Origin of the sequence: Pantoea eucalypti, from assembly GCF_009646115.1 — a bacterium.
Classification (GTDB): domain Bacteria; phylum Pseudomonadota; class Gammaproteobacteria; order Enterobacterales; family Enterobacteriaceae; genus Pantoea; species Pantoea eucalypti.
Genome location: NZ_CP045720.1, coordinates 1,847,828 through 1,868,407 on the forward strand (window position 1 = coordinate 1,847,828; position 20,580 = coordinate 1,868,407).

Sequence of the window (20,580 nt, forward strand, 5' to 3'; positions counted from 1 at the left end):
GTCTTTACCTAACGGGAGAACGTCTATGTCGTCAATGTGTGGTAAAGGGCTTTCAGGTCTGCTGCTGACCTGTGTGCTGGCGTTAACCGGTTGTGTCTCGATTCCCGACACACTGCAGGGCAGCTCGCCTCAGCCGCAGCAGGATTTGTTGCGGGTCATGAGCGATCCTTCGATCTTCGTCGGGCAGGAATCTCGCTTTGGCGGCAAGGTCGTGAATGTCACTAATCTGAACGGCAAAACCCGGCTTGAGATTGCTGCACAGCCGCTGGACGATAGCGCCAGACCGCGTCTGGGGGCGGCGTCGGTGGGGCGGATTTATGCCGATATCCACGGCTTCGTTGATCCAGTGGATGTCAGAAACCAGTATGTCACTGTGCTGGGTACCCTGAAGGGAACGGAGCAGGGCAAAATTGGTGAGGCAGATTATAAATTTGCCGTTATCGATGTACGAGGTTACCAGCGCTGGCGTCTCGCGCAACAGGTAACAGCACCGCCTCAGCCAATGGATCCCTGGATCTGGTATGGTCCGACTCGTCATCGCGGCGGCTACTGGGGCCCAAATCCTTACTGGGGTATGGTTAACAGTGGGCCGACTGAGGTGCAAACCATACTGACCGAGTAACGGTGAAAAAGGTGATATCCAGCCCGGTTGCGGTGCTCGCTGCCGGGCTTTTTATTTGCCTGTTTTCGCTGCACGAAATTTAGTGATGCACTTCGCAACCTCAACATGCCAAACCAGGCAAACTGGTACAATCAGTTAAAATATTGTTAACAAAACAGATTGGCTGAGGCAGCGATGGAAATACAACATAATTATCGGGGTGAATCCTTGAATAAGGTTTGGCTGAAACGCTACCCGGCAGATGTGCCTGCCGAAATAAGTGCAGATCGTTACACCTCGCTGGTGGATCTGTTTGAGCAGGCCGTAAAACGCTACGCTGATCAACCCGCGTTTATAAACATGGGTCAGAAGATGAGTTACCGTCAGCTGGAGGAGAAGAGCCGCGCGTTTGCCGCCTATCTCCAGCAGCAACTGGGCCTGAAAGCGGGTGACCGCGTGGCCCTGATGATGCCTAACTTATTGCAGTATCCGGTGGCCCTGATTGGTGTGCTGCGCGCTGGCATGGTGGTGGTCAACGTTAACCCGCTCTATACGCCACGTGAACTCAGGCATCAGCTCAATGACAGCGGTGCCAGCGCCATCGTCATCGTCTCGAATTTTGCCCACACGCTGGAAAAAGTGGTGGCGGAAACCGCGGTGCGTCATGTCATTCTGACGCGGATGGGCGATCAGCTGGCACCCATAAAAGCGACGCTGGTTAACTTTATCGTCAAGTATGTGAAGAAGCTGGTGCCTAAATATCATCTGCCTGGCGCCATCTCCTTTCGTCATGTTCTGGACGTGGGTGCCACACTCAATTATCAGCGTCCGACCGTCTCAAATGACGATCTCGCTTTCCTGCAGTACACCGGCGGCACGACCGGCGTAGCCAAAGGGGCAATGCTGACCCATCGCAACATGCAGGCGAACCTGGAGCAGACCCGCGCGACTTACGGTAAAGTGCTGCGCGACGGTAAAGAGTTTGTCGTCACTGCGCTGCCGCTTTATCACATTTTCGCTTTAACAGTGAATGGCCTGCTTTTCCTGGAGCTGGGCGGTCAGAATCTGCTGATCACGAATCCGCGTGATATTCCTGGCTTCGTTAAGGAGCTGGGTAAATTTCCGTTTACCGCGATCACTGGCGTGAACACGCTGTTCAATGCGCTGCTCAACGATGAGCAGTTCAATAAGCTCGATTTCTCAACGCTGCGTCTTTCGGCCGGTGGCGGGATGGCTGTGCAGAAAGTGGTGGCGGAACGCTGGGAAAAGCTAACCGGACACTATCTGCTGGAAGGCTATGGCCTGACCGAATGTTCGCCGCTGGTGTCAGTCAATCCGTATGACATCAGCTGTCATACCGGCAGTATCGGCCTGCCGGTGCCCTCGACAGACGTGCGGATTCTGGATGACGATGGCAACGAAGTGCCGCCAGGTGAGCCGGGTGAGCTCTGCATCAAAGGTCCCCAGGTGATGCTGGGCTACTGGCAGCATCCGGAAGCGACAGCGGAAGTGCTGAAAAATGGCTGGCTCCACAGCGGTGATATTGTTACCGTTGATCAGGAAGGCTTTATCCGCATCGTTGACCGCAAAAAAGATATGATTCTGGTCTCCGGTTTTAATGTCTATCCGAATGAAATCGAAGATGTGCTGATGCAGCATCCTAAAGTGCGTGAAGCGGCGGCAATTGGTGTGCCGAGCGATCTTTCTGGCGAAGCCGTAAAAGTCTGTATCGTGAAAAAAGACGCGTCACTGACTAAAGAAGACGTGCTCGATCACTGCCGCCGTCAGTTGACCGGCTACAAGGTGCCGAAGATCATTGAGTTTCGTGATGATTTGCCCAAAACCAACGTCGGCAAGATTCTGCGGCGCGAGTTGCGTGACGAGGTAAAACCCGGCGCGAGCTGAATCCGGGCAAAATTGAGGTTGAACGCCGGCATGTCCGGCGTTTTTATTGTTTTTAACATGGAGCGCCGCGCGTTGTTAGCTGCGGTGGAAATCAGACGTGAACTATTCCCTTATCGACCAGGATGATCAACTGGCAGACGTGTGTCAGAAAGCGCGCCAGCAGGCGGCGGTGGCACTGGATACCGAATTTGTCCGTACCCGTACTTACTATCCTCAGCTTGGCCTGATCCAGCTGTTCGACGATCACCAATTGGTGCTGATTGACCCACTGAATATCCGTGACTGGTCACCCTTTATTGCGTTGCTTACCGACACCCGTGTCACCAAATTCCTCCATGCCGGAGGTGAAGATCTGGAAGTCTTCCTGCACCGTTTCGGCGTGCTGCCGACACCGATGATCGATACACAGATTCTGGCAGCCTTCTCCGGCCAGCCGCTCTCCTGGGGCTTTGCCTCAATGGTGGCGCATTTCACGCAGGTCGAACTCGATAAAAGTGAATCACGCACCGACTGGCTGGCACGCCCTCTGACCCAGCGTCAGTGCGAATATGCGGCGGCAGACGTTCACTATCTGCTGCCGATTGCGCGCCAGCTGATGATCAACACTGAAGAGGCCGGCAACATGGCGGCGGCGCTCAGTGAGTGCGACAATCTTTGTCAGCGCCGTCTGGATAGCCTTTCGCCGGATGAAGCCTGGCGGGATATCACCAATGCCTGGCAATTGCGTCCGCGTCAACTGGCCGCGTTGCAGCGACTGGCGGCCTGGCGTCTGAAACTGGCGCGTGAAAAGGATATGGCGGTTAACTTTGTTGTGCGCGAAGAGCACCTGTGGAAAGTCGCGCGCTTTATGCCAGGTTCACTGGGTGAGCTGGATCATCTGGGACTGTCAGGTCATGAAATCCGTTTCCACGGTAAAACGCTGGTGGCGCTGGTGGCCGAAGCAGAGGCGCTGGATGAAAGTGAACTGCCGGCTCCGCTGGGCAATCTGATCGACCATCCTGATTACAAGCAGGTGTTTAAAGCGATGAAAGCTCTGGTGCAGCAGGTCAGCGGGCAGAGTGGGTTCAGTCAGGAATTACTGGCGTCACGACGTCAGATTAATCAGGTATTAAGCCAGCACTGGGGTCTTAAGCCACAGGGACGTCAACCGGAGTTACTGACCGGATGGCGGGGCGAACTGCTGAAACCCGGCATTGAGGAGATTCTGGCGGGTTGTTAACGGTAAAAATTTCCCCTGCCAGAGCGCAGGGGAAATTCAGGAAACCGTCAGCGTCATTTAGTCACTTCATCCGTTTCCGGCAACGTTACGTTCAGCTCCAGAATCGAGATATCGTCACCTTTCTGATCGAGCTGCACAGTCACCATTTCGGGATCGATCTTCACATATCTGCAAATCACTTCCAGAATGTCGCGCTTAAGTTGCGGAAGATAATGGGGCTCACTGTCGCCCCTTCTCCGTTCTGCCACGATAATCTGCAGCCTTTCCTTGGCTATGTTGGCAGTGTTCTTCTTCCGGGATAAAAAGAAATCAAGTAATGCCATGGTTTATCCCCCGAACAGGCGTTTCAGGAAACCCTTCTTCTCTTCTTCGATAAAGCGGAAGGGGCGTACTTCACCGAGCAACCGTTCAACGGTATCGGCATAGGCTTTGCCAGCATCAGATTCGCCGTCAAGAATCACCGGTTCACCCTGGTTAGAGGCACGTAACACCGATTGATCTTCAGGAATCACGCCAACCAGAGGAATGCGCAGAATCTCCAGCACATCTTCCATGCTCAGCATATCGCCACGGTTAACCCGGCCAGGGTTATAGCGGGTCAGCAGCAGATGCTCCTTCACCGGATCCTGACTGTTTTCCGCACGACGCGATTTAGACGAAATAATACCGAGGATACGGTCGGAGTCACGCACAGATGAGACTTCCGGGTTCGTAGTGATAATGGCTTCATCAGCAAAATAGAGCGCCATCAGTGCACCGGTTTCAATCCCTGCCGGTGAATCGCAGACGATGAAATCGAATTCCATAGCGGCTAAGTCGTTCAGAACTTTTTCAACACCTTCGCGAGTCAGCGCATCTTTATCACGGGTCTGCGAGGCGGGCAGAATGTAGAGTTGCTCAGTGCGTTTGTCGCGAATCAGCGCCTGGTTCAGCGTGGCATCGCCCTGGATAACGTTGACGAAGTCATAAACCACGCGGCGTTCACAACCCATGATCAAATCCAGATTACGCAGACCGATATCAAAGTCGATAACGACCGTCTTTTTGCCTTTCTGCGCTAAACCGGTGGCGATGGCCGCGCTTGACGTGGTCTTACCAACGCCCCCTTTACCGGATGTAACTACAATAATGCGTGCCATAAATGTTGATTTCCTTAACAAAAGAAAAGGGGCCTAATTAAGTGTCTGGATAGTCAGCGCGCCATCCTGCAGGCACAGACGCGCGGCTTTACCAAAAAATTCTTGCGGGATCTGATCCATGATCCAGTACTCTCCGGCAATCGAGACCAGCTCGGCGGCCAGGTTGGTACAAAAAATCTGGCAATTGCGATCACCACTGGCACCCGCCAGTGCGCGACCGCGCATCATGCCGTAAATATGAATGTTGCCATCGGCGACCAGTTCGGCGCCGGCGCTGACGCTGCTGGTGATAATCAAATCAGCGTCACGCGCATAAATCTGCTGGCCTGAACGCACCGGCGTGTTCACGATGCGTGTTTTCGTTGCCACCGTTTCGGTGACCACCGGCAGCGGTTCAGGAACTGGCACGGGTGGTGGCGCTTCTGCACGCGGTCTGGACTCTTTGCCTTCTGCCAGAACCGGCAGGCCTGCCCGGGATATCATGCGTTTCAGTGCGTCATTTTTGCAGCCGCTTACGCCGACAATACGTAAACCGGTGGCGAGAATCGCCTGCTGCAACTGTTTCCAGTTAACCTCGGCACTCAATGTGGCGACGTTAAGTACAACCGGTGCGTTTTTCAGGAAATCCGGAGCCTGATCAATCTTGTCCTGAAGTGCCTTACGAATCACCGCAGGGTCATGGTGGTGCAAATGGACGACAGATAGGGTGAAACTGCTACCTTTGAATTCGATTGGCGTTTGCGACATCTGTCCCGACTCAGTCCTGTTTTCACTACCGTTAGCAAGCCGATGATAAAATCATCACTGAAGCGCTAACGGTGAATATTCGAAGTTCTGCAAGCATGTTATAGTTACAGCTATATTCAGACAAGCCTCAACGCCGGTTAATTCGAGTAAAAAATATGTTTTGTGTGATCTACAGAAGCCCGTTACGTGACCAGACTTATCTCTATGTAGAAAAAAAGGACGATTTCTCGCGCGTTCCTGAAGAATTGCTGAAAGGGTTTGGCAAGCCGCAGTTGGCGATGGTGCTAAAGCTGGCGGGCCGGGACAGGCTGGCAAATGCAGATATCAATAAAGTTAAGCAGGGATTGAGTGAGCAGGGCTATTATTTGCAACTTCCTCCGCCGATTGAAAGTCTGCTAAAAATTCATTTAGAGGCTGATAAAAAAGTTTAACTCAGATTCTTCTGTAAATATAAATCCTGTCGGCGTCATCCTGGCAGGATAATATTGCCCGACGCTGCGTAAAATTAACGGCGCAGCTTATCTGTTTCACCCGTTTCTAAATTTCCTGCCCATTTTTTTCGCCTGATTTGTACGATTATTCAGCACCTCAGCGCCGCCATTTACGCTTTTTGACAAATTCCATCCCCCGGACCGTTAAAAGGATCTTATTATCACGCCATGAGGTTGGCATTTCGATCAACACAAAAGCAAACATCAACCCGCCAGCAGCGCTGGCATCACACCTAACCTGAACAGGGGATGAGCATGTATCAGCATCGTAACTGGCAAGGCGCTCTGTTAGATTTTCCGGTCAGTAAAGTGGTTTGCGTGGGCAGTAATTACGCAAAACACATTAAAGAAATGGGCAGCGCAACGCCGACTGAGCCGGTGATCTTTATCAAGCCGGAAACAGCGCTGTGTGATTTACGCCAGCCGCTCTCTATTCCCGACGCATTTGGCGAAGTTCATCACGAGGTCGAACTGGCCGTGCTGATTGGCGGGACGCTGAAGCAGGCGACGGAGGCACATGTGGCTAAAGCGATTGCAGGTTATGGCGTGGCGCTGGACCTGACATTGCGTGATCTGCAGTCCGGGCTGAAAAAAGCAGGCCAGCCCTGGGAAAAATCCAAAGGTTTTGATAACGCCTGTCCGGTTTCCGGTTTTATCCCGGTGTCAGACTTCAGTGGCGATCCGCAGAATGTCGAACTGAAACTGGTGGTGAATGGTGAAGTGCGGCAGCACGGTAACACCGAAGATATGATTCATAAAATCCTGCCGCTGATTGCACACATGAGCCACTACTTTACCCTGCGCGCCGGTGACGTGATTCTGACCGGTACGCCAGAAGGGGTGGGCCCGATGCGCTCGGGTGATCAGCTGGAAGTCTCCCTGGCGGGTCACGGCATCAGCACGCGCGTACTCTAAAAACTTGCATCACCGCAGCATAGGCTTTATAAGGTGCGGTTTAGGCACAACCCGGACAAATCATCATGACAGACACCCCTTTCTGGCAACAAAAACGCCTGGCACAAATGAGCGATGAGGAATGGGAATCCTTGTGTGATGGTTGTGGACAGTGTTGCCTGAACAAGTTACAGGACGCAGACACCGATGAGATCTACTTCACCAATGTCGCCTGTAATCAGCTCAATATTAAAACCTGCCAGTGCCGCAACTATGAGCGCCGCTTCGAACTTGAAGAGGATTGCATCAAGTTGACGCGCGAAAATCTGACCACGTTTAACTGGTTACCGCGTACCTGTGCATACCGGTTGCTGGGTGAAGGTAAAGATCTCCCCGCCTGGCATCCGCTGCGAGCCGGTTCTAAAACCGCCATGCACGCGAAGCGTATTTCTGTAAGGTATATTGCCGTGCGCGAGAGTGAAGTGCGGGATTGGGAAGATCACATTATCGATCGCCCCGATCGCAACGGCTAAACGCGTCGCGTGAGTCGTGATATGAAAAAAAGGCTGCCATTGGCAGCCTTTCCTGATCTCAGCGACTAAAGAGATCGCGACGTTTTGGTTTTAGCGGCTGGGCAATCAGTACCAGCGCCGCAACCAGCAGATAACCGGCGAATACCACAATCATCCACTGTGGCATGCTGAGCGTCAGGAACGTCCAGCTGCGATCAGCGCAATCGCCGGTAGCCTGAAACACGGATGGCATCCACTTATCCAGCGGTAATCCGCTGGGGAAGCGTGCGGCGAAATCACAGGTGGTGAATGGGTTAGGGTGCAACTGAATCATCGTATGTTCATAGGAGAGACGCAGTCCTTCCCAGGCACTGTAGATCCACAAGGCCAGCGCGCCCAGACGCAACGGCGATTTAGGCGCAATTGCGCCCACCAGACCCGCACCCAGCACACCAAACAGGGCATTACGCTCATAGATACACATTACGCAGGGCTTCAGGCCCATCACATGCTGAAAAAAGAGTGCCGTCAATTCCAGTGCAAGCGCCGTCAGTGCCAGTAATAACCAGGCTCCACGCCCCCGTGAACATTGATTCAGATATCGCAACATATTGCATTCCCTGTAAACGTTAATGCCACGCAGTGTAAACCAAAAGCGTTTGCAAACCAGCCAGTCGCAAGGAAAAATCGTGTGCAAACATGACCTGATTCTGATCCAGAACAGGTTAAATGAGGATCTGCAGAGGCTATCGCCGCGGAGGTCGCATCAGCACGGCGATTGAAATCAGTCAGGCGGAGAGAGTGGGTCGCATAAGGCAGTCAGTGAAACGGCTGGCAGCAACTATCCTGCGCAAACAGTCCACGCATTCAGAACGCCATTATGCTGTTCGGGGACACAGGTTGTTTCAGCCCATAAAACTGTTCTGATGACGGTTGTCTCTGCGCAGCAGATTAGATTGTCAGCCATTCTGAAATATGCGACTACGCCCGGTTTAATGAGTACGCAGGCTATATCCGCTATAGGGCGTCTGGTATGATGAGTCCCCATCATGATGAGAAAAGCAACGAGAACACATTGCTATGGTTATAAAGGCTCAGAGTCCAGCGGGATTTGCTGAAGAGTATATTATTGAAAGCATCTGGAACAGTCGCTTTCCGCCCGGATCGATTCTTCCTGCTGAGCGTGAGCTTTCTGAATTGATTGGGGTAACGCGCACTACCTTGCGTGAGGTGCTGCAGCGACTGGCACGCGATGGCTGGCTGACGATTCAGCATGGCAAACCGACACGGGTAAACGATTTCTGGGAGACCTCCGGCCTCAATATTCTGGAAACCCTGGCCCGTCTCGATCACGACAGCGTTCCCGTGTTAATCGACAACCTGCTGTCTGTCCGCAGCAACATTTCATCGATTTTTATCAGCCGTGCGCTGCGCCATCATCCTGATAAAGCCCGTGAAGTGCTGGAGACAGTCAGTGCCGCAGCCGATCAGGCTGATGCCTATACCGAACTTGATTATCGGGTGTTCCGTGGCCTGGCATTTGCGTCAGGTAACCCGATTTATGGTTTGATTCTGAATGGCCTGAAAGGCCTCTATACTCGCGTTGGTCGTCACTACTTCTCTAACCCGGAAGCTCGCCAGGTCGCGCGCGATTTCTATCTTAAGCTTCTGGCGCTGTGCGATAAAGAACCAGGACAGGATGAGATTGTGGATGTGGTGCGCAACTATGGTCGCCGCAGCGGTGAAATCTGGCACAGCATGCAGAAAAACTTGCCTGACGATCTCGGCAACAAACGTTAAAAAAAACCGGACATCGCGTCCGGTTTTTTGTTTCTAAGCCGTCACCTTCAACTGACCCCTCAAAGTGAAGAACCGCGTGGCGGATTGCGGTCCAGCAGCTCCACACTGCCATCCTCGTTCTGCTGTTCCAGAATCACATCGAACCCCCACAGGCGATGCACATGCTTCAGCACCTCGCGACGGCTCTTATCCAGCGGCGTGCGGCTCTGCGGCACATAGCGCAGTGTCAGCGAACGGTCACCGCGCACATCAACGTTGTAAACCTGAATGTTAGGCTCAAGATTACTCAGGTTGTACTGTGCGGAAAGTTGCTGACGAATCGCCCGGTAACCCGCTTCATCGTGGATCGCGGCGATTTCGAGATAGTTATTGCGGTCATCATCCAGCACAGTGAACAGCCGGAAATCGCGCATCACTTTCGGCGACAGGAACTGGCTGATAAAACTCTCATCCTTGAACTCACGCATCGCAAAATGCAGTGTTTCCAGCCAGTCGGAACCGGCGATATCCGGGAACCAGTAGCGGTCCTCTTCCGTTGGCGACTGACAGATGCGCTTGATGTCCTGCATCATCGCAAACCCTAAGGCGTAAGGGTTGATACCGTTGTACCATTGACTGTTATAAGGCGGCTGAAACACCACATTGGTGTGACTGTGCAGGAACTCCATCATAAAGCGTTCCGACACTTTGCCTTCGTCATACAGGTGATTCAGGATGGTGTAGTGCCAGAAGGTTGCCCAGCCCTCATTCATCACCTGGGTCTGTTTCTGTGGATAGAAATACTGGCTTACCTTGCGCACGATGCGCAGGATCTCACGCTGCCAGGACTCCAGCAGCGGGGCGTTTTTTTCCATAAAATAGAGCAGGTTTTCCTGCGGCTCAGAAGGGTAGCGTGCGGCTTCAAAAGCCACCGCCTCGGTCTCACGTCGTGGCAGCGTGCGCCACAAGGTGTTTACCTGACTTTGCAGATACTCTTCACGACTTTTCTGGCGCGCCTTCTCCTCCTGCAGGGAGATCTTCTGCGGGCGTTTATAGCGATCCACGCCATAATTCATTAAGGCATGGCAGGAATCGAGTAGTCGCTCGACCTCTTCGACGCCATAGCGCTCTTCGCAGTCACTGATATAGTTTTTGGCAAACAGCAGATAATCGACAATTGAGCCGGCATCGGTCCAGCTGCGGAACAGATAATTATTTTTGAAGAATGAGTTGTGACCATAGCAGGCATGCGCCATCACCAGCGCCTGCATGGTCATGGTGTTCTCTTCCATCAGGTAGGCGATGCAGGGGTTCGAGTTGATGACAATCTCATAGGCCAGCCCCTGCTGACCGTGCTTATAACGCTGCTCGGTCTCGATAAACTTTTTACCGAATGACCAGTGTGAATAGTTGATGGGCATGCCGACGCTGGAATAGGCATCCATCATTTGTTCAGAGGTGATCACTTCGATTTGGTGCGGGTAGGTATCAAGCCGGTAGAGTTTAGCCACCCGGTCGATCTCTGCTAAATAGACATCAAGCAGTTCGAATGTCCAGTCTGGTCCGTCATTGAGTCGTTTGCTGTCTCTGATGGCTTCGTCAAAGATTGTCGTCATAGCGCACCTCTTTTTTGCAAACCGGCTGACCCGAAAGACAACCCGTTCTGGTTATTTAAGGCTTCGTCCTGAAAAAGGGAACCCGAAAAAAACTGAGCGAACACAACAATGATAGCCCACTGTCGCTTATCCGAAATGCGAACTCAAATGAATTCTTTGGCACAAAATCATTAAGAGTGTTGCAGCAGCGAATTTAACAGCCTTTGATGCGACTATTAATTTAAAATGCGGAATATCATCCTGTTTATAAGCGGAATGTATGGGGTTGAAGGATTCTCCTGCAATGCGCAGATTTAACTGCCACTGTTGTCATTTATTTCTGTCTTTCGTGATTAAGGCGCATAAAGCGCTGAAATTAGCCGGGCAGCAAGATTTTAGTTACCTGAAAAGTGAAAAAGATGTGAAATGGATGCTGAATTTATGGGGTGATGTCCGCTGTGTAAATCCGCTGACTATCATCTTCTTAACAGTGAATTATGCTTTTACATGCCGGGTGGGGGAGCTATGCACGTTGTAATTCTTGGAAGTGGTGTGGTGGGAGTGGCAAGCGCCTGGTATCTGGCGCGCGCCGGACATCAGGTGACCGTCATCGATCGTCAACCCGCGGCGGCGATGGAGACCAGCGCGGGTAATGCCGGCCAGATCTCACCCGGTTATGCCGCACCCTGGGCCGCGCCAGGCGTGCCATTGAAAGCCGTGAAGTGGATGTTTCAGCGCCACGCGCCGCTGGCTATCCGGCTGGATGGCAGCAGTTTTCAGCTGGAGTGGATGTGGCGCATGCTGCGTAACTGCGACATCAACCACTATCAGCAGAACAAAAGCCGCATGGTACGGATTGCCGAGTACAGTCGCGACTGCATGAAAGCGCTGCGTTCTGAGACCGGCATCGCCTATGAAGGTCGTCAGGGTGGAACATTACAATTGTTCCGCACTCAACAGCAGTTTGACAGCGCCAGCAAAGATATTGCCGTGCTGCGCGACGCGGGCGTGCCCTATGAGCTGTTAGAGGCGCATGAACTGTCACGCGTTGAGCCAGCTCTGGCGGCAACGCAGCATAAACTCACTGGCGGATTACGGCTGCCCAACGATGAAACCGGCGACTGTCAGCTTTTCACTCAGCGTCTGGCAAAAATGGCCGAAGAGGCGGGCGTCGTTTTCCGCTTTAACACCCCGGTTGACCACCTGCTGCGCGATGGCAATCGTATTTATGGTGTGAAGTGTGGTGAGGAGATCATCAAGGCGGATAGTTATGTGGTGGCCTTTGGTTCTTACTCCACCGCGCTGTTAAAAAATGTCATTGATATCCCGGTCTATCCGCTAAAAGGCTACTCTCTGACCATTCCGATTAAAAACCCTGACGCTGCGCCGGTTTCGACCATTCTGGATGAGACTTACAAAGTGGCGGTGACCCGTTTTGACGATCGTATTCGTGTGGGTGGCATGGCAGAGATTGTTGGTTTTAACACCAGACTCACTGAAGCACGTCGGGAAACGCTGGAGATGGTCGTCAGTGATCTCTATCCTGAAGGCGGTCATGTCGCGCAGGCGAGTTTCTGGACCGGGCTGCGTCCGATGACGCCAGACGGTACGCCGATTGTGGGTGCCACGCCAATTTCTAATCTCTGGCTCAATACCGGTCACGGTACGCTGGGCTGGACGATGGCGTGTGGTTCTGGTCAGCTGCTGGCCGATCTCATCTCCGGTAAAAAGCCTGCCATTGCGGCGGATGACTTAGCGGTGTTCCGCTACTTACCCGGTTTCGCGGCGACGTCATCGCCGCTGCGTAACGCCAACGCAACTCGTTAAGTCTTCAGGGAGAGAGAGGATGTCACGTCCGATTATCGCTACCATCAATCAGCAGGCGTTACGTCAGAACCTGGCGGTCGTTCGCCAGGCGGCACCTGCATCCCGCGTCTGGTCAGTGGTGAAAGCGAATGCTTACGGCCATGGTATTGAACGCGTCCGCGAGGCGTTATCTGCCACTGACGGCTTCGCACTGCTTAATATGGAGGAGGCGATTCAGCTGCGTGAGCAGGGCTGGAAAAAACCGATTCTGTTACTGGAGGGATTTTTCCAGCCAGAAGATTTGCAGTTAATCGATCGCTATCGTCTGACTACCAGTGTGCACAGCAACTGGCAAATCAAAGCACTGGCCAGTGCCCAACTCTCTGCCCCGGTTGATATTTATCTCAAAATGAACAGCGGGATGAATCGTCTGGGCTTTCGCCCGGAGCAGGTCAACGGCGCGTGGCAGAAACTGCGGGCGCTGAGCAATGTCGGTGAGATGACGCTGATGGCGCATTTCGCCGATGCTGAAAATCCGCAGGGTTTAGTTGCACCGCTGCAGCGCATTGAGCAGGCGGCAGAAGGGTTGAGCTGCCCGCGATCGCTCTCTAACTCCGCCTGCACCTTATGGCATCCTGAAGCGCATTTTGACTGGGTTCGTCCTGGCATCATTCTGTATGGCGCATCGCCCAGCGGTAACTGGCAGGACATTGCAGGCAGTGGCCTGCAGCCGGTGATGACCTTAAGCAGTGAGATTATCGCGGTTCAGCAATTACAGGCTGGCGATGGCGTGGGTTACGGCTATCGCTATCATGCCAGCACGGCGCAGCGGATTGGCGTGGTGGCCTGCGGTTACGCTGATGGCTATCCGCGTCATGCCCCAACCGGCACGCCGGTCTGCGTCGATGGTGTAATGACGCAGGTGGTGGGAGCCGTCTCCATGGATATGATTACCGTGGACTTAACGCCTTGCCCTCAGGCTGGCATTGGCTCAGCCGTTGAGCTGTGGGGTGAGCAGGTGAAAATCGATCAGGTCGCAAAAGCAGCCGGAACGGTAGGGTATGAGCTGATGTGCGCCCTGGCACCCCGCGTTCCGGTCACCGTTATTTAAGCGCGGTCAGGCTGCCGCGCATCTTTCTGCTGCAGCGCCAGGCGATAAACGCCAGCGCTGCACCCAGCAGCATCATCAGGCTCAGCGAGAGCTTCTCCGCCACCGGCAGCGCAACGATTACCAGGCTGCCTGCTGCACCACCAGCCATCTGAATAAATCCCTGCAGGGCGGACGCCACGCCTGCCTGTTGCTGATACGGCTCCAGCGCATAGCTGGTGGCGGGTCCTACCGTAAAGGCCAGTCCGGCAACCGATACCGCCACCGGGAACATGTAGAGCGCCCAGTGTGTTTGCATTTCCGCCGGAAATATCTGCGTTCCCGCCATCAGTAGCACCGCGCCCAGCAGCATCGTTAAAAAACCCATTGCCAGACAGAAAGGGCGACCCGCTTTGCGAATCGCTTTATTCACAAACATGCTGACAAACATAATCCAGAAACCGTTGGCCCCGAAAGCAAACGAGAACTGGATCGGCGTCAGGCCGCCTTCGGTCATTAATACCTGTGGTGCCAGTGACACGTAGGTCAGCACCATGCCCAGCGCACCGGCATTGGCAAAAGCGAACGCCAGAAAACGCGGCTGACGCAGGATTTCAGCGTACTGCTTAACCGGTAATCCTTTCACCCGCAGGGTATCTGCCGGGCGCGTCTCGGGCAGCCAGATAATCACCAGCAGCGTAATCAGCAGACCATAGGCGCAGAGGAACCAGAAGGGCGCGCGCCAGTCAAAGGCGCTGGCCAGCAGGCCACCCAGTAACGGAGCGAGTGCCGGAACGATATTCAGTGCGCCGTTCAGGAATCCATAGGCGCGTGCGGCATCATCGCCACTCAGGCGGTCGCGCACGCCGCTAAAGGCGACAACGGCGCTACAACAGACGCCACAGCCCTGCACCAGACGAGCAACGACGAACAGCGGGAATGACGTCGCCGTGGCAGCGATAGCACTGCCGGCGATGTAAAGCGCAAGTCCCAGCAGGGCAATCGGCTTGCGGCCATAGTTGTCCACCAGCGGACCCGTGACCAGTTGTCCCAGCCCCATGACCAGCAGAAACAGCGGAATCGTGGTCTGAACCAGATTAACCGGCGTATCCAGCCCTTCTGCGATTTGTGGCAGCGTGGGCAAATAGAGATCAATGCCTAAGGGTGCCAGCAGCACCAGGCTTAATAACAGCAGCGTAAATTTTTGCATAACAACCAGAGGGTAACGTTCTGTTGAAAAACGATCGAAGAGGGTAATGATTCAGAGGCAAAAAAGATAGAGGAAGTCGTGCGGAAAGTGCGATGCCTGCTGTAAACAGGCATCGCATTAAAGGCCTAGTAGGCGCCGTCGCGGCGTAATACCACCCCTGCGGTTTTAAACAGGATCGCGATATCGGTCCAGAGCGCCCAGTTTTTGACATACCAGGAGTCAAAGTAGACGCGAGTGTCATAGTCGATATCGTTACGTCCGCTGACCTGCCAAAGACCTGTCATGCCGGGTTTGGCCATCAGGTAATAGTCCACATCACCCGCATAACGCTCCAGCTCCGCTTCGATAACCGGACGCGGACCCACCAGGCTCATCTCGCCGCGGATCACGTTCCATAACTGCGGTAACTCATCCAGACTGGTTTTTCGCAGGAAGCTACCAATACGGGTCACGCGCGGGTCGTTTTTCAGTTTGAAATCTTTGTCCCACTCAATCCGCGCCTCTTCACTGGTTGCCAGTAATTTCTCCAGCACCTCTTTTGAATTGGTCACCATGGAACGGAATTTCAGGCATTTGAATTTTTTGCCATTCTGGCCCACACGTTCGTGACCATAAATTGCATTGCCGCCATCGCGTTTCACCATGTAGCAGAGCAGGGCGAAGATCGGGCCAAGGAACAGCAGCAGCATTGACGCCACCACGATATCAAAGGCACGCTTCATGAAACGCGAGGAGTGTTTCGCCAGGTTGTTGCTGACGCGCAGGATCATCACTTCATGGCTAAAGATAAAGGACATGTCCGTACCATAAAGCGGTACACCGCGCAGCGTAGGGATCACCGAGACTGAACGGCAGTTCATCTTTGACAGGAATTTCAGCCAGCGATCGCGCATTGGCTGCTGCTCATACTCCATGGCAACAATAAACTGCACGTTATCGCGGTCAATGGTCTGCCAGTTAATGTCTTTCCAGGTGATAACGGGCACGCCATTCACGCTCTGCTGGGCAGGAACATCATCAACCGAGATAAAGGCCTGCACGTTGTAGCCCAGGATCTCTTCACTCTGCAGCGCCGCATAAGCTTCGGTGGCATTGCGGCCGGAACCGATAATGATGGTCTCTTTCTGCCACTGGCCCGCCTTGTTGATGGCGCGTTTCACCAGAGCACGCATCAGTGGGAGCAGCAGCAGGGCATATGTCCAGCTGAAGACCCACACCATGCGGGAGAAGTCCCATTTAGAAAAAGCGATCAGTGCGAGGTCGAGCAGTGAAAAAACAAATAATGTTTTAACGATCTCTTTAAGCTCAAACCAGAACGGTTTGCGATAAGTATAGTGACGCAGACGTACCCAGAACCAGCCGGTACACATTACTGACATAATAAACTGTGCCACGAAACGATATTCGATCTGGTGCGGTGGAATAAAGGTATCCAGCTCGCCCCAAATACCTTGTATCGTCGCGGCAGATAAAAACAGTGCCAGGTTAAGTGCAATCAGATCGGAAAAGCTCAGGGCGAATTTCACGATGATATTTTTACGCGTGCCGCTCCATGAGCGGCTCGGGCTATTCATTATCAATGTACTTGCCATAAAACCTGCTCTCTTTCTCAAGTAAAAGATGGCCTGACCAGAATCAGGTGCGCGCTCAGGAGTGGGCCTCTGAAAAATTAAAAAATAATTTTCAGTCTGTTGCAGTCAGTAAAGCCAGTTCAGCTGCAAAAAAGATAACGATTAAAGCGTGATGATAATCACGGAATGTTGCAGCATTGAGAATGAGTATGCAGGAGTTATTTGACAGAGTTAATACGGAAAAAATCTGAAAACATCAAAACTGATTAAAGTTTTAAATAGCTAACTTGTGGATTTAATTAGATAAAATAAGGAAGGGGTCAGTTATAACTAAACTGTTTAAGACGCTTTTTAGGAATTACCGCCGAATCTGACGACTGGCGGTAATGATCGCGCATCAGGCAGGTTTCTTTAAAATCCAGCGGTCCTGCTGTTTATCGTAATGGCCGATTTGCAGATTCACCGGTTCACCGTCAATCCAGGCCGGGACGCTGGTATCACGATCCCAGCCATCAAGTTGCGTAATTAAACCGGGATTAGTGTGACAGGGGATACTGACAGTGTCCGGATTCTCACCGCCAAGATCGGCATCAACAATCTCATAACGACCAATTTTAACCACGTGTCCCATTCATTTCTCCCGTTTTTACTGGCATAGAACGTTAAGCTTAGCGTAATGAGAGAAAATAACGTGGCTGAATCATTAGGATTATTCCTTCTCTTCCGCTGGCCGGACACCAATTTTCACAATACGGTTATCCTCTTTCTCAGCAACAGTCCATGTCAGTTGATTCCACTCCACCTGATCGCCGACCACCGGTGAACCGCCGAGCATAGCCAGAACCAGCTGTCCCAGTGACTGCTGATCATTCGTGCTCTCATCCAGTTCCAGTCCGTAAATCTGCGCAACATCGCGCAGGCGAGCTTCTGCATCCAGAATAAAGTCGCCGAAGAAGCGCTGGTCGAGCGAAACCGGCGGTGACTGACTGAACATCTTGCCCAGCGCGGGAAGATCGCGCTCGCGGCCAATGACGCAGATAACGTCGTTCTCTTTCAGACGCGTCCCGCCATTGGGATGCATCAGCACATTGTCACGGAAAAGGGCGGCGATACGCGTCTCTCGTGGCATCTGCAGGTCACGCAGTGCGGCACCGACACACCACTTGTCGGCGCTGAGCTGGTAGACGAACTGCTCCCAGGGATTTTCCGGATGAATATCCAGACCCACACGGCTGATAGGTGAAGCGGTTGGCGGCACCACCACTTTGGCTTTTTTGGCAGCAAAGCCCAGTGATGTACCCTGCAGCATCAGGGAGACCAGCACCACGAAGAAAGCGATATTAAAATAGAGCGAAGCGTTCTCTAAGCCTGCCATCATCGGGAAGACCGCAAGAATAATCGGTACCGCACCACGTAAGCCGACCCAGCTGATAAAGACCCGTTCACGGGTCGTGAAGTTGCGAAATGGCAGCAGGCCAATAAAGACCGACAGCGGACGTGCCACCAGAATGAGCCACAGCGAAAGAAGCATGGCTGGCACCGCGATGTGCCACAAATCAGAGGGTGTGACCAGCAGGCCCAGCACAATGAACATGCCAATCTGACTGAGCCAGGCCATACCGTCAAAGGTCTGCAGAATGCCGTGGCGGTTACGAATCGGGCGGTTGCCCAGTAAGAAGCCACAGAGATAGACCGCCAGAATACCGCTGCCCTCTAATACCGTGGTCAGCGCGAACACCAGAATGCCGCCACTCAACGCCAGCAACGGGTAAAGGCCAGGAGCCAGACTGATACGGTTTATCAGTTGCTGCAGCGCCCAGCCGCCGCCCAGGCCTAATACGATACCCAGACCGAACTGCTGTACCAGATGCACCAGGAACATCCAGTCAAGGCCGCTGCGGCCCTGTTCAATCATTTCAATCAGGGTAATGGTGAGAAACACGGCCATCGGGTCGTTGCTGCCCGATTCAATCTCCAGCGTGGAGCTGACGCGCTCATTCAGGCCTTTGTCACCCAGCAGTGAGAAGACCGCAGCAGCATCCGTAGAGCCAATAATGGCGCCAATCAGGAAGCCCTGCATCATGTCGAGGTTAAAGAGCCATGCGGCCACGACGCCCGTTAAACCTGCGGTGATCATCACGCCGACGGTGGCCAGCGACAGCGCAGGCCCGAGCGCGACTTTAAACGAGCTGGCTTTGGTTCGCATACCGCCATCCAGCAGGATGATCGCCAGCGCCAGGTTAGAAATTAAGTAAGCCGCGGGATAGTTATCGAAAGCGATGCCGCCGATACCATCAACACCGGTGAGCATACCCAGTGCGAGGAAGATAACCAGAATAGGAATGCCCAGTCGGGATGAGAAAGAGCTGAGCAGAATGCTCGATGCTACCAGCACGGAACCGATGATAAAAAGACTGTAGACAATAGTGTGGTTCAAACCCGGTCTCCTGAGATATGACAGTGCGCTGCAGCAACTGCTGACAAATATCCATGCTATCTCTGAAAGATAATGTTTTATCAAGGAGTTGTCATTGTGAAAATGATCATTATACCAATTGCTGAAGAGGGTATGGAATCAGATTAATGTGAAGAATGAGGGGGTTGGCAGGCAAGCGGGAGAAAACAGACTGTTTTAGCAGGTTATTCGGCAGATAAAAAAAGCCGGTGATTAACCGGCCTGGTGGGTCAGGCTTCCGTTGCCTGTTTATGAAACAGCGATCGGAACACCGGATAGATATCTTCCGGTTCGCGAATATGTTCAATGGCAAAGTTATCGAATGTTGCCTGCAGATGCTCATACTCACGCCACAGCGTCTGATGCGCACGGCGGGTGATTTCGATATAACTGTAATAACGCACGACCGGCAGAATATGCTTCGCCAGAATCTCATGACAGAGCGGTGAATCGTCGGCCCAGTTGTCACCGTCCGATGCCTGCGCCGCGTAGATATTCCACTGCGCCGGGTCATAGCGTTCTTTTACGACTTCATCCATCAGTTTCAGTGCACTGGACACGATGGTGCCGCCCGTCTCCTGAGAGTAGAAGAACTCCTGTTCGTCCACCTCTTTGGCCTGCGTGTGATGACGGATATAAACCACATCAACGTTCTTGTAGGTGCGGCTCAGGAACAGGTAAAGCAGGATATAGAAGCGTTTCGCCATATCCTTGGTGGCCTGATCCATCGAACCTGAGACATCCATCAGACAGAACATGACCGCCTGGCTGGAAGGCTCCGGGCGTTTCTCAAAGTTTTTGTAGCGCAGATCGAAGGTGTCGATAAAGGGCACCCGTTCGATGCGCGCCCGCAATTCAGCGATCTCTTTGCGTAGCCGCTCCTCCTCCAGCAACTGAGCAGGTTCAGTTTTCTCAATCTCCTGCAGCGTCTCTTCCAGTTCATGCAGCATACGGCGTTTCCCTGCCGTCATTGCGGTACGACGCGCCAGTGAGTTCTGCAGCGAACGCACGACGCTGATATTGGCTGGTACGCCGTTAGAGGTGAAACCGGCACGGTGAGTCTTATATTCATTAAGCTGACGATGCTGGTTGCGGCGCAGATTAGGCAGGGCAAGGTCTTCAAACAGCAGGTCAAGATACTCATCCTTCGAGATCTGAAAGACAAACTCATCCTGTCCTTCACCATCCTGGCTGGCATTACCCTGTCCGCTGCCACCGCCGCCGCCGCCCTGTGGACGCTCAACACGGTCATTCTGCACAAAATGGTCGTTACCCGGATGGACCCGATGACGATTTCCGCCGCGTCCCTGATGGAAAATCGGCTCATTGATGTCGTCAATAGGTATAGAGACGGACTCGCCGCTGCTGACGTCGGTCACCGAGCGTTTATTGATGGCCTCGGAGATCGACTGCTTAATTTGCGACTTATAACGGCGAAGAAAGCGCTGGCGGTTAACCGCGCTCTTGTTCTTACCGTTAAGCCGGCGATCGATGAAATAGGCCATGGTATTCCCCCAAACTACATTGTAAGCAGGTCGGGCGCACCCGACCCTGTCAGACCGGTATCAC

19 protein-coding genes are annotated in these 20,580 nt (G+C 53.1%); 9 read left to right on the plus strand and 10 right to left on the minus strand.

The genetic code is table 11. From position 1 onward, the window contains the following. Positions 1-25 precede the first annotated feature (25 nt). The 3 genes from EE896_RS08520 (at position 26) to rnd (ending at position 3,725) form a co-directional block, all read left to right on the plus strand. Complete coding sequence (locus tag EE896_RS08520) at positions 26-622, plus strand: Slp family lipoprotein (RefSeq protein ID WP_003852709.1); 597 nt, start codon at positions 26-28, stop codon at positions 620-622. Positions 623-829: 207 nt separating this feature from the next. Then, a complete protein-coding gene (fadD, locus tag EE896_RS08525; RefSeq protein ID WP_128755131.1) occupies positions 830-2,506 on the plus strand; it encodes a long-chain-fatty-acid--CoA ligase FadD in 1,677 nt (558 codons plus the stop codon). 97 nt (positions 2,507-2,603) lie between these two features. Beyond that, on the plus strand, positions 2,604-3,725 hold the full coding sequence (gene rnd / locus EE896_RS08530; RefSeq protein ID WP_003852713.1) for a ribonuclease D: 1,122 nt from the start codon (positions 2,604-2,606) through the stop codon (positions 3,723-3,725). A 53-nt stretch (positions 3,726-3,778) separates the two neighbouring features. On the opposite strand, the gene minE is transcribed toward rnd, so the two are convergent. From minE to minC, 3 genes are read right to left on the minus strand one after another with little or no spacing between them, the layout of a single operon-like run. After that, positions 3,779-4,048, minus strand: a complete 270-nt coding sequence (minE, locus tag EE896_RS08535; RefSeq protein WP_008925314.1) for a cell division topological specificity factor MinE — start codon at positions 4,046-4,048, stop codon at positions 3,779-3,781. Positions 4,049-4,051: 3 nt separating this feature from the next. Then, entirely contained in the window at positions 4,052-4,864 is an 813-nt protein-coding gene (minD, locus tag EE896_RS08540; protein ID WP_003852716.1) for a septum site-determining protein MinD, read from the minus strand. Between the two features lie 33 nt (positions 4,865-4,897). Next, positions 4,898-5,611, minus strand: coding sequence for a septum site-determining protein MinC (gene minC / locus EE896_RS08545; RefSeq protein ID WP_008925313.1), 714 nt, complete (start codon positions 5,609-5,611; stop codon positions 4,898-4,900). A gap of 155 nt (positions 5,612-5,766) precedes the next feature. Here minC and EE896_RS08550 point away from each other — a divergent pair, with 155 nt between their 5' ends. The 3 genes from EE896_RS08550 to EE896_RS08560 all read left to right on the plus strand — a co-directional run bounded on the left by EE896_RS08550 (position 5,767) and on the right by EE896_RS08560 (position 7,529). Next, positions 5,767-6,042: a YcgL domain-containing protein gene (locus EE896_RS08550; protein ID WP_003852719.1), complete on the plus strand. Its 276-nt coding sequence runs from the start codon at positions 5,767-5,769 to the stop codon at positions 6,040-6,042. Positions 6,043-6,357: 315 nt separating this feature from the next. Beyond that, entirely contained in the window at positions 6,358-7,017 is a 660-nt protein-coding gene (locus EE896_RS08555) for a fumarylacetoacetate hydrolase family protein (RefSeq protein WP_003852721.1), read from the plus strand. A 65-nt stretch (positions 7,018-7,082) separates the two neighbouring features. Next, positions 7,083-7,529, plus strand: coding sequence for a YcgN family cysteine cluster protein (locus EE896_RS08560; protein WP_003852723.1), 447 nt, complete (start codon positions 7,083-7,085; stop codon positions 7,527-7,529). Positions 7,530-7,587: 58 nt separating this feature from the next. Here the strand turns inward: EE896_RS08560 and dsbB are convergent, their stop codons facing one another. Continuing rightward, positions 7,588-8,118 carry a disulfide bond formation protein DsbB gene (gene dsbB / locus EE896_RS08565; RefSeq protein ID WP_033762785.1) on the minus strand — a complete coding sequence of 177 codons (531 nt, stop codon included), beginning with the start codon at positions 8,116-8,118 and terminating at the stop codon, positions 7,588-7,590. A 470-nt stretch (positions 8,119-8,588) separates the two neighbouring features. On the opposite strand from dsbB, the gene fadR reads away from it, so the two are divergent. Next, positions 8,589-9,308, plus strand: a complete 720-nt coding sequence (fadR, locus tag EE896_RS08570; RefSeq protein ID WP_003852726.1) for a fatty acid metabolism transcriptional regulator FadR — start codon at positions 8,589-8,591, stop codon at positions 9,306-9,308. Positions 9,309-9,367: 59 nt separating this feature from the next. Here fadR and EE896_RS08575 read toward each other — a convergent pair whose 3' ends face one another. Next, positions 9,368-10,903, minus strand: coding sequence for a SpoVR family protein (locus EE896_RS08575; protein ID WP_003852729.1), 1,536 nt, complete (start codon positions 10,901-10,903; stop codon positions 9,368-9,370). A 504-nt stretch (positions 10,904-11,407) separates the two neighbouring features. Here EE896_RS08575 and EE896_RS08580 point away from each other — a divergent pair. Both EE896_RS08580 and dadX read left to right on the plus strand, forming a co-directional pair. After that, on the plus strand, positions 11,408-12,709 hold the full coding sequence (locus tag EE896_RS08580) for a D-amino acid dehydrogenase (protein WP_033762787.1): 1,302 nt from the start codon (positions 11,408-11,410) through the stop codon (positions 12,707-12,709). 19 nt (positions 12,710-12,728) lie between these two features. Beyond that, positions 12,729-13,799 carry a catabolic alanine racemase DadX gene (gene dadX, locus EE896_RS08585; protein ID WP_039660087.1) on the plus strand — a complete coding sequence of 357 codons (1,071 nt, stop codon included), beginning with the start codon at positions 12,729-12,731 and terminating at the stop codon, positions 13,797-13,799. Here dadX and EE896_RS08590 read toward each other — a convergent pair. The 5 genes from EE896_RS08590 to EE896_RS08610 form a co-directional block, all read right to left on the minus strand. Further along, positions 13,792-14,985, minus strand: a complete 1,194-nt coding sequence (locus EE896_RS08590; protein WP_008925308.1) for a multidrug effflux MFS transporter — start codon at positions 14,983-14,985, stop codon at positions 13,792-13,794. The two genes, dadX and EE896_RS08590, sit on opposite strands and share 8 nt — an antisense overlap. Positions 14,986-15,110: 125 nt before the next feature. After that, positions 15,111-16,577, minus strand: a complete 1,467-nt coding sequence (gene wbaP / locus EE896_RS08595; protein ID WP_008925307.1) for an undecaprenyl-phosphate galactose phosphotransferase WbaP — start codon at positions 16,575-16,577, stop codon at positions 15,111-15,113. Between the two features lie 376 nt (positions 16,578-16,953). After that, on the minus strand, positions 16,954-17,187 hold the full coding sequence (locus EE896_RS08600; protein WP_003852736.1) for a DUF1480 family protein: 234 nt from the start codon (positions 17,185-17,187) through the stop codon (positions 16,954-16,956). A 78-nt stretch (positions 17,188-17,265) separates the two neighbouring features. Continuing rightward, entirely contained in the window at positions 17,266-18,993 is a 1,728-nt protein-coding gene (locus tag EE896_RS08605) for a potassium/proton antiporter (protein ID WP_003852737.1), read from the minus strand. 248 nt (positions 18,994-19,241) lie between these two features. Continuing rightward, positions 19,242-20,516, minus strand: a complete 1,275-nt coding sequence (locus EE896_RS08610) for a YeaH/YhbH family protein (protein WP_003852738.1) — start codon at positions 20,514-20,516, stop codon at positions 19,242-19,244. Between the last annotated feature and the right edge of the window lie 64 nt (positions 20,517-20,580).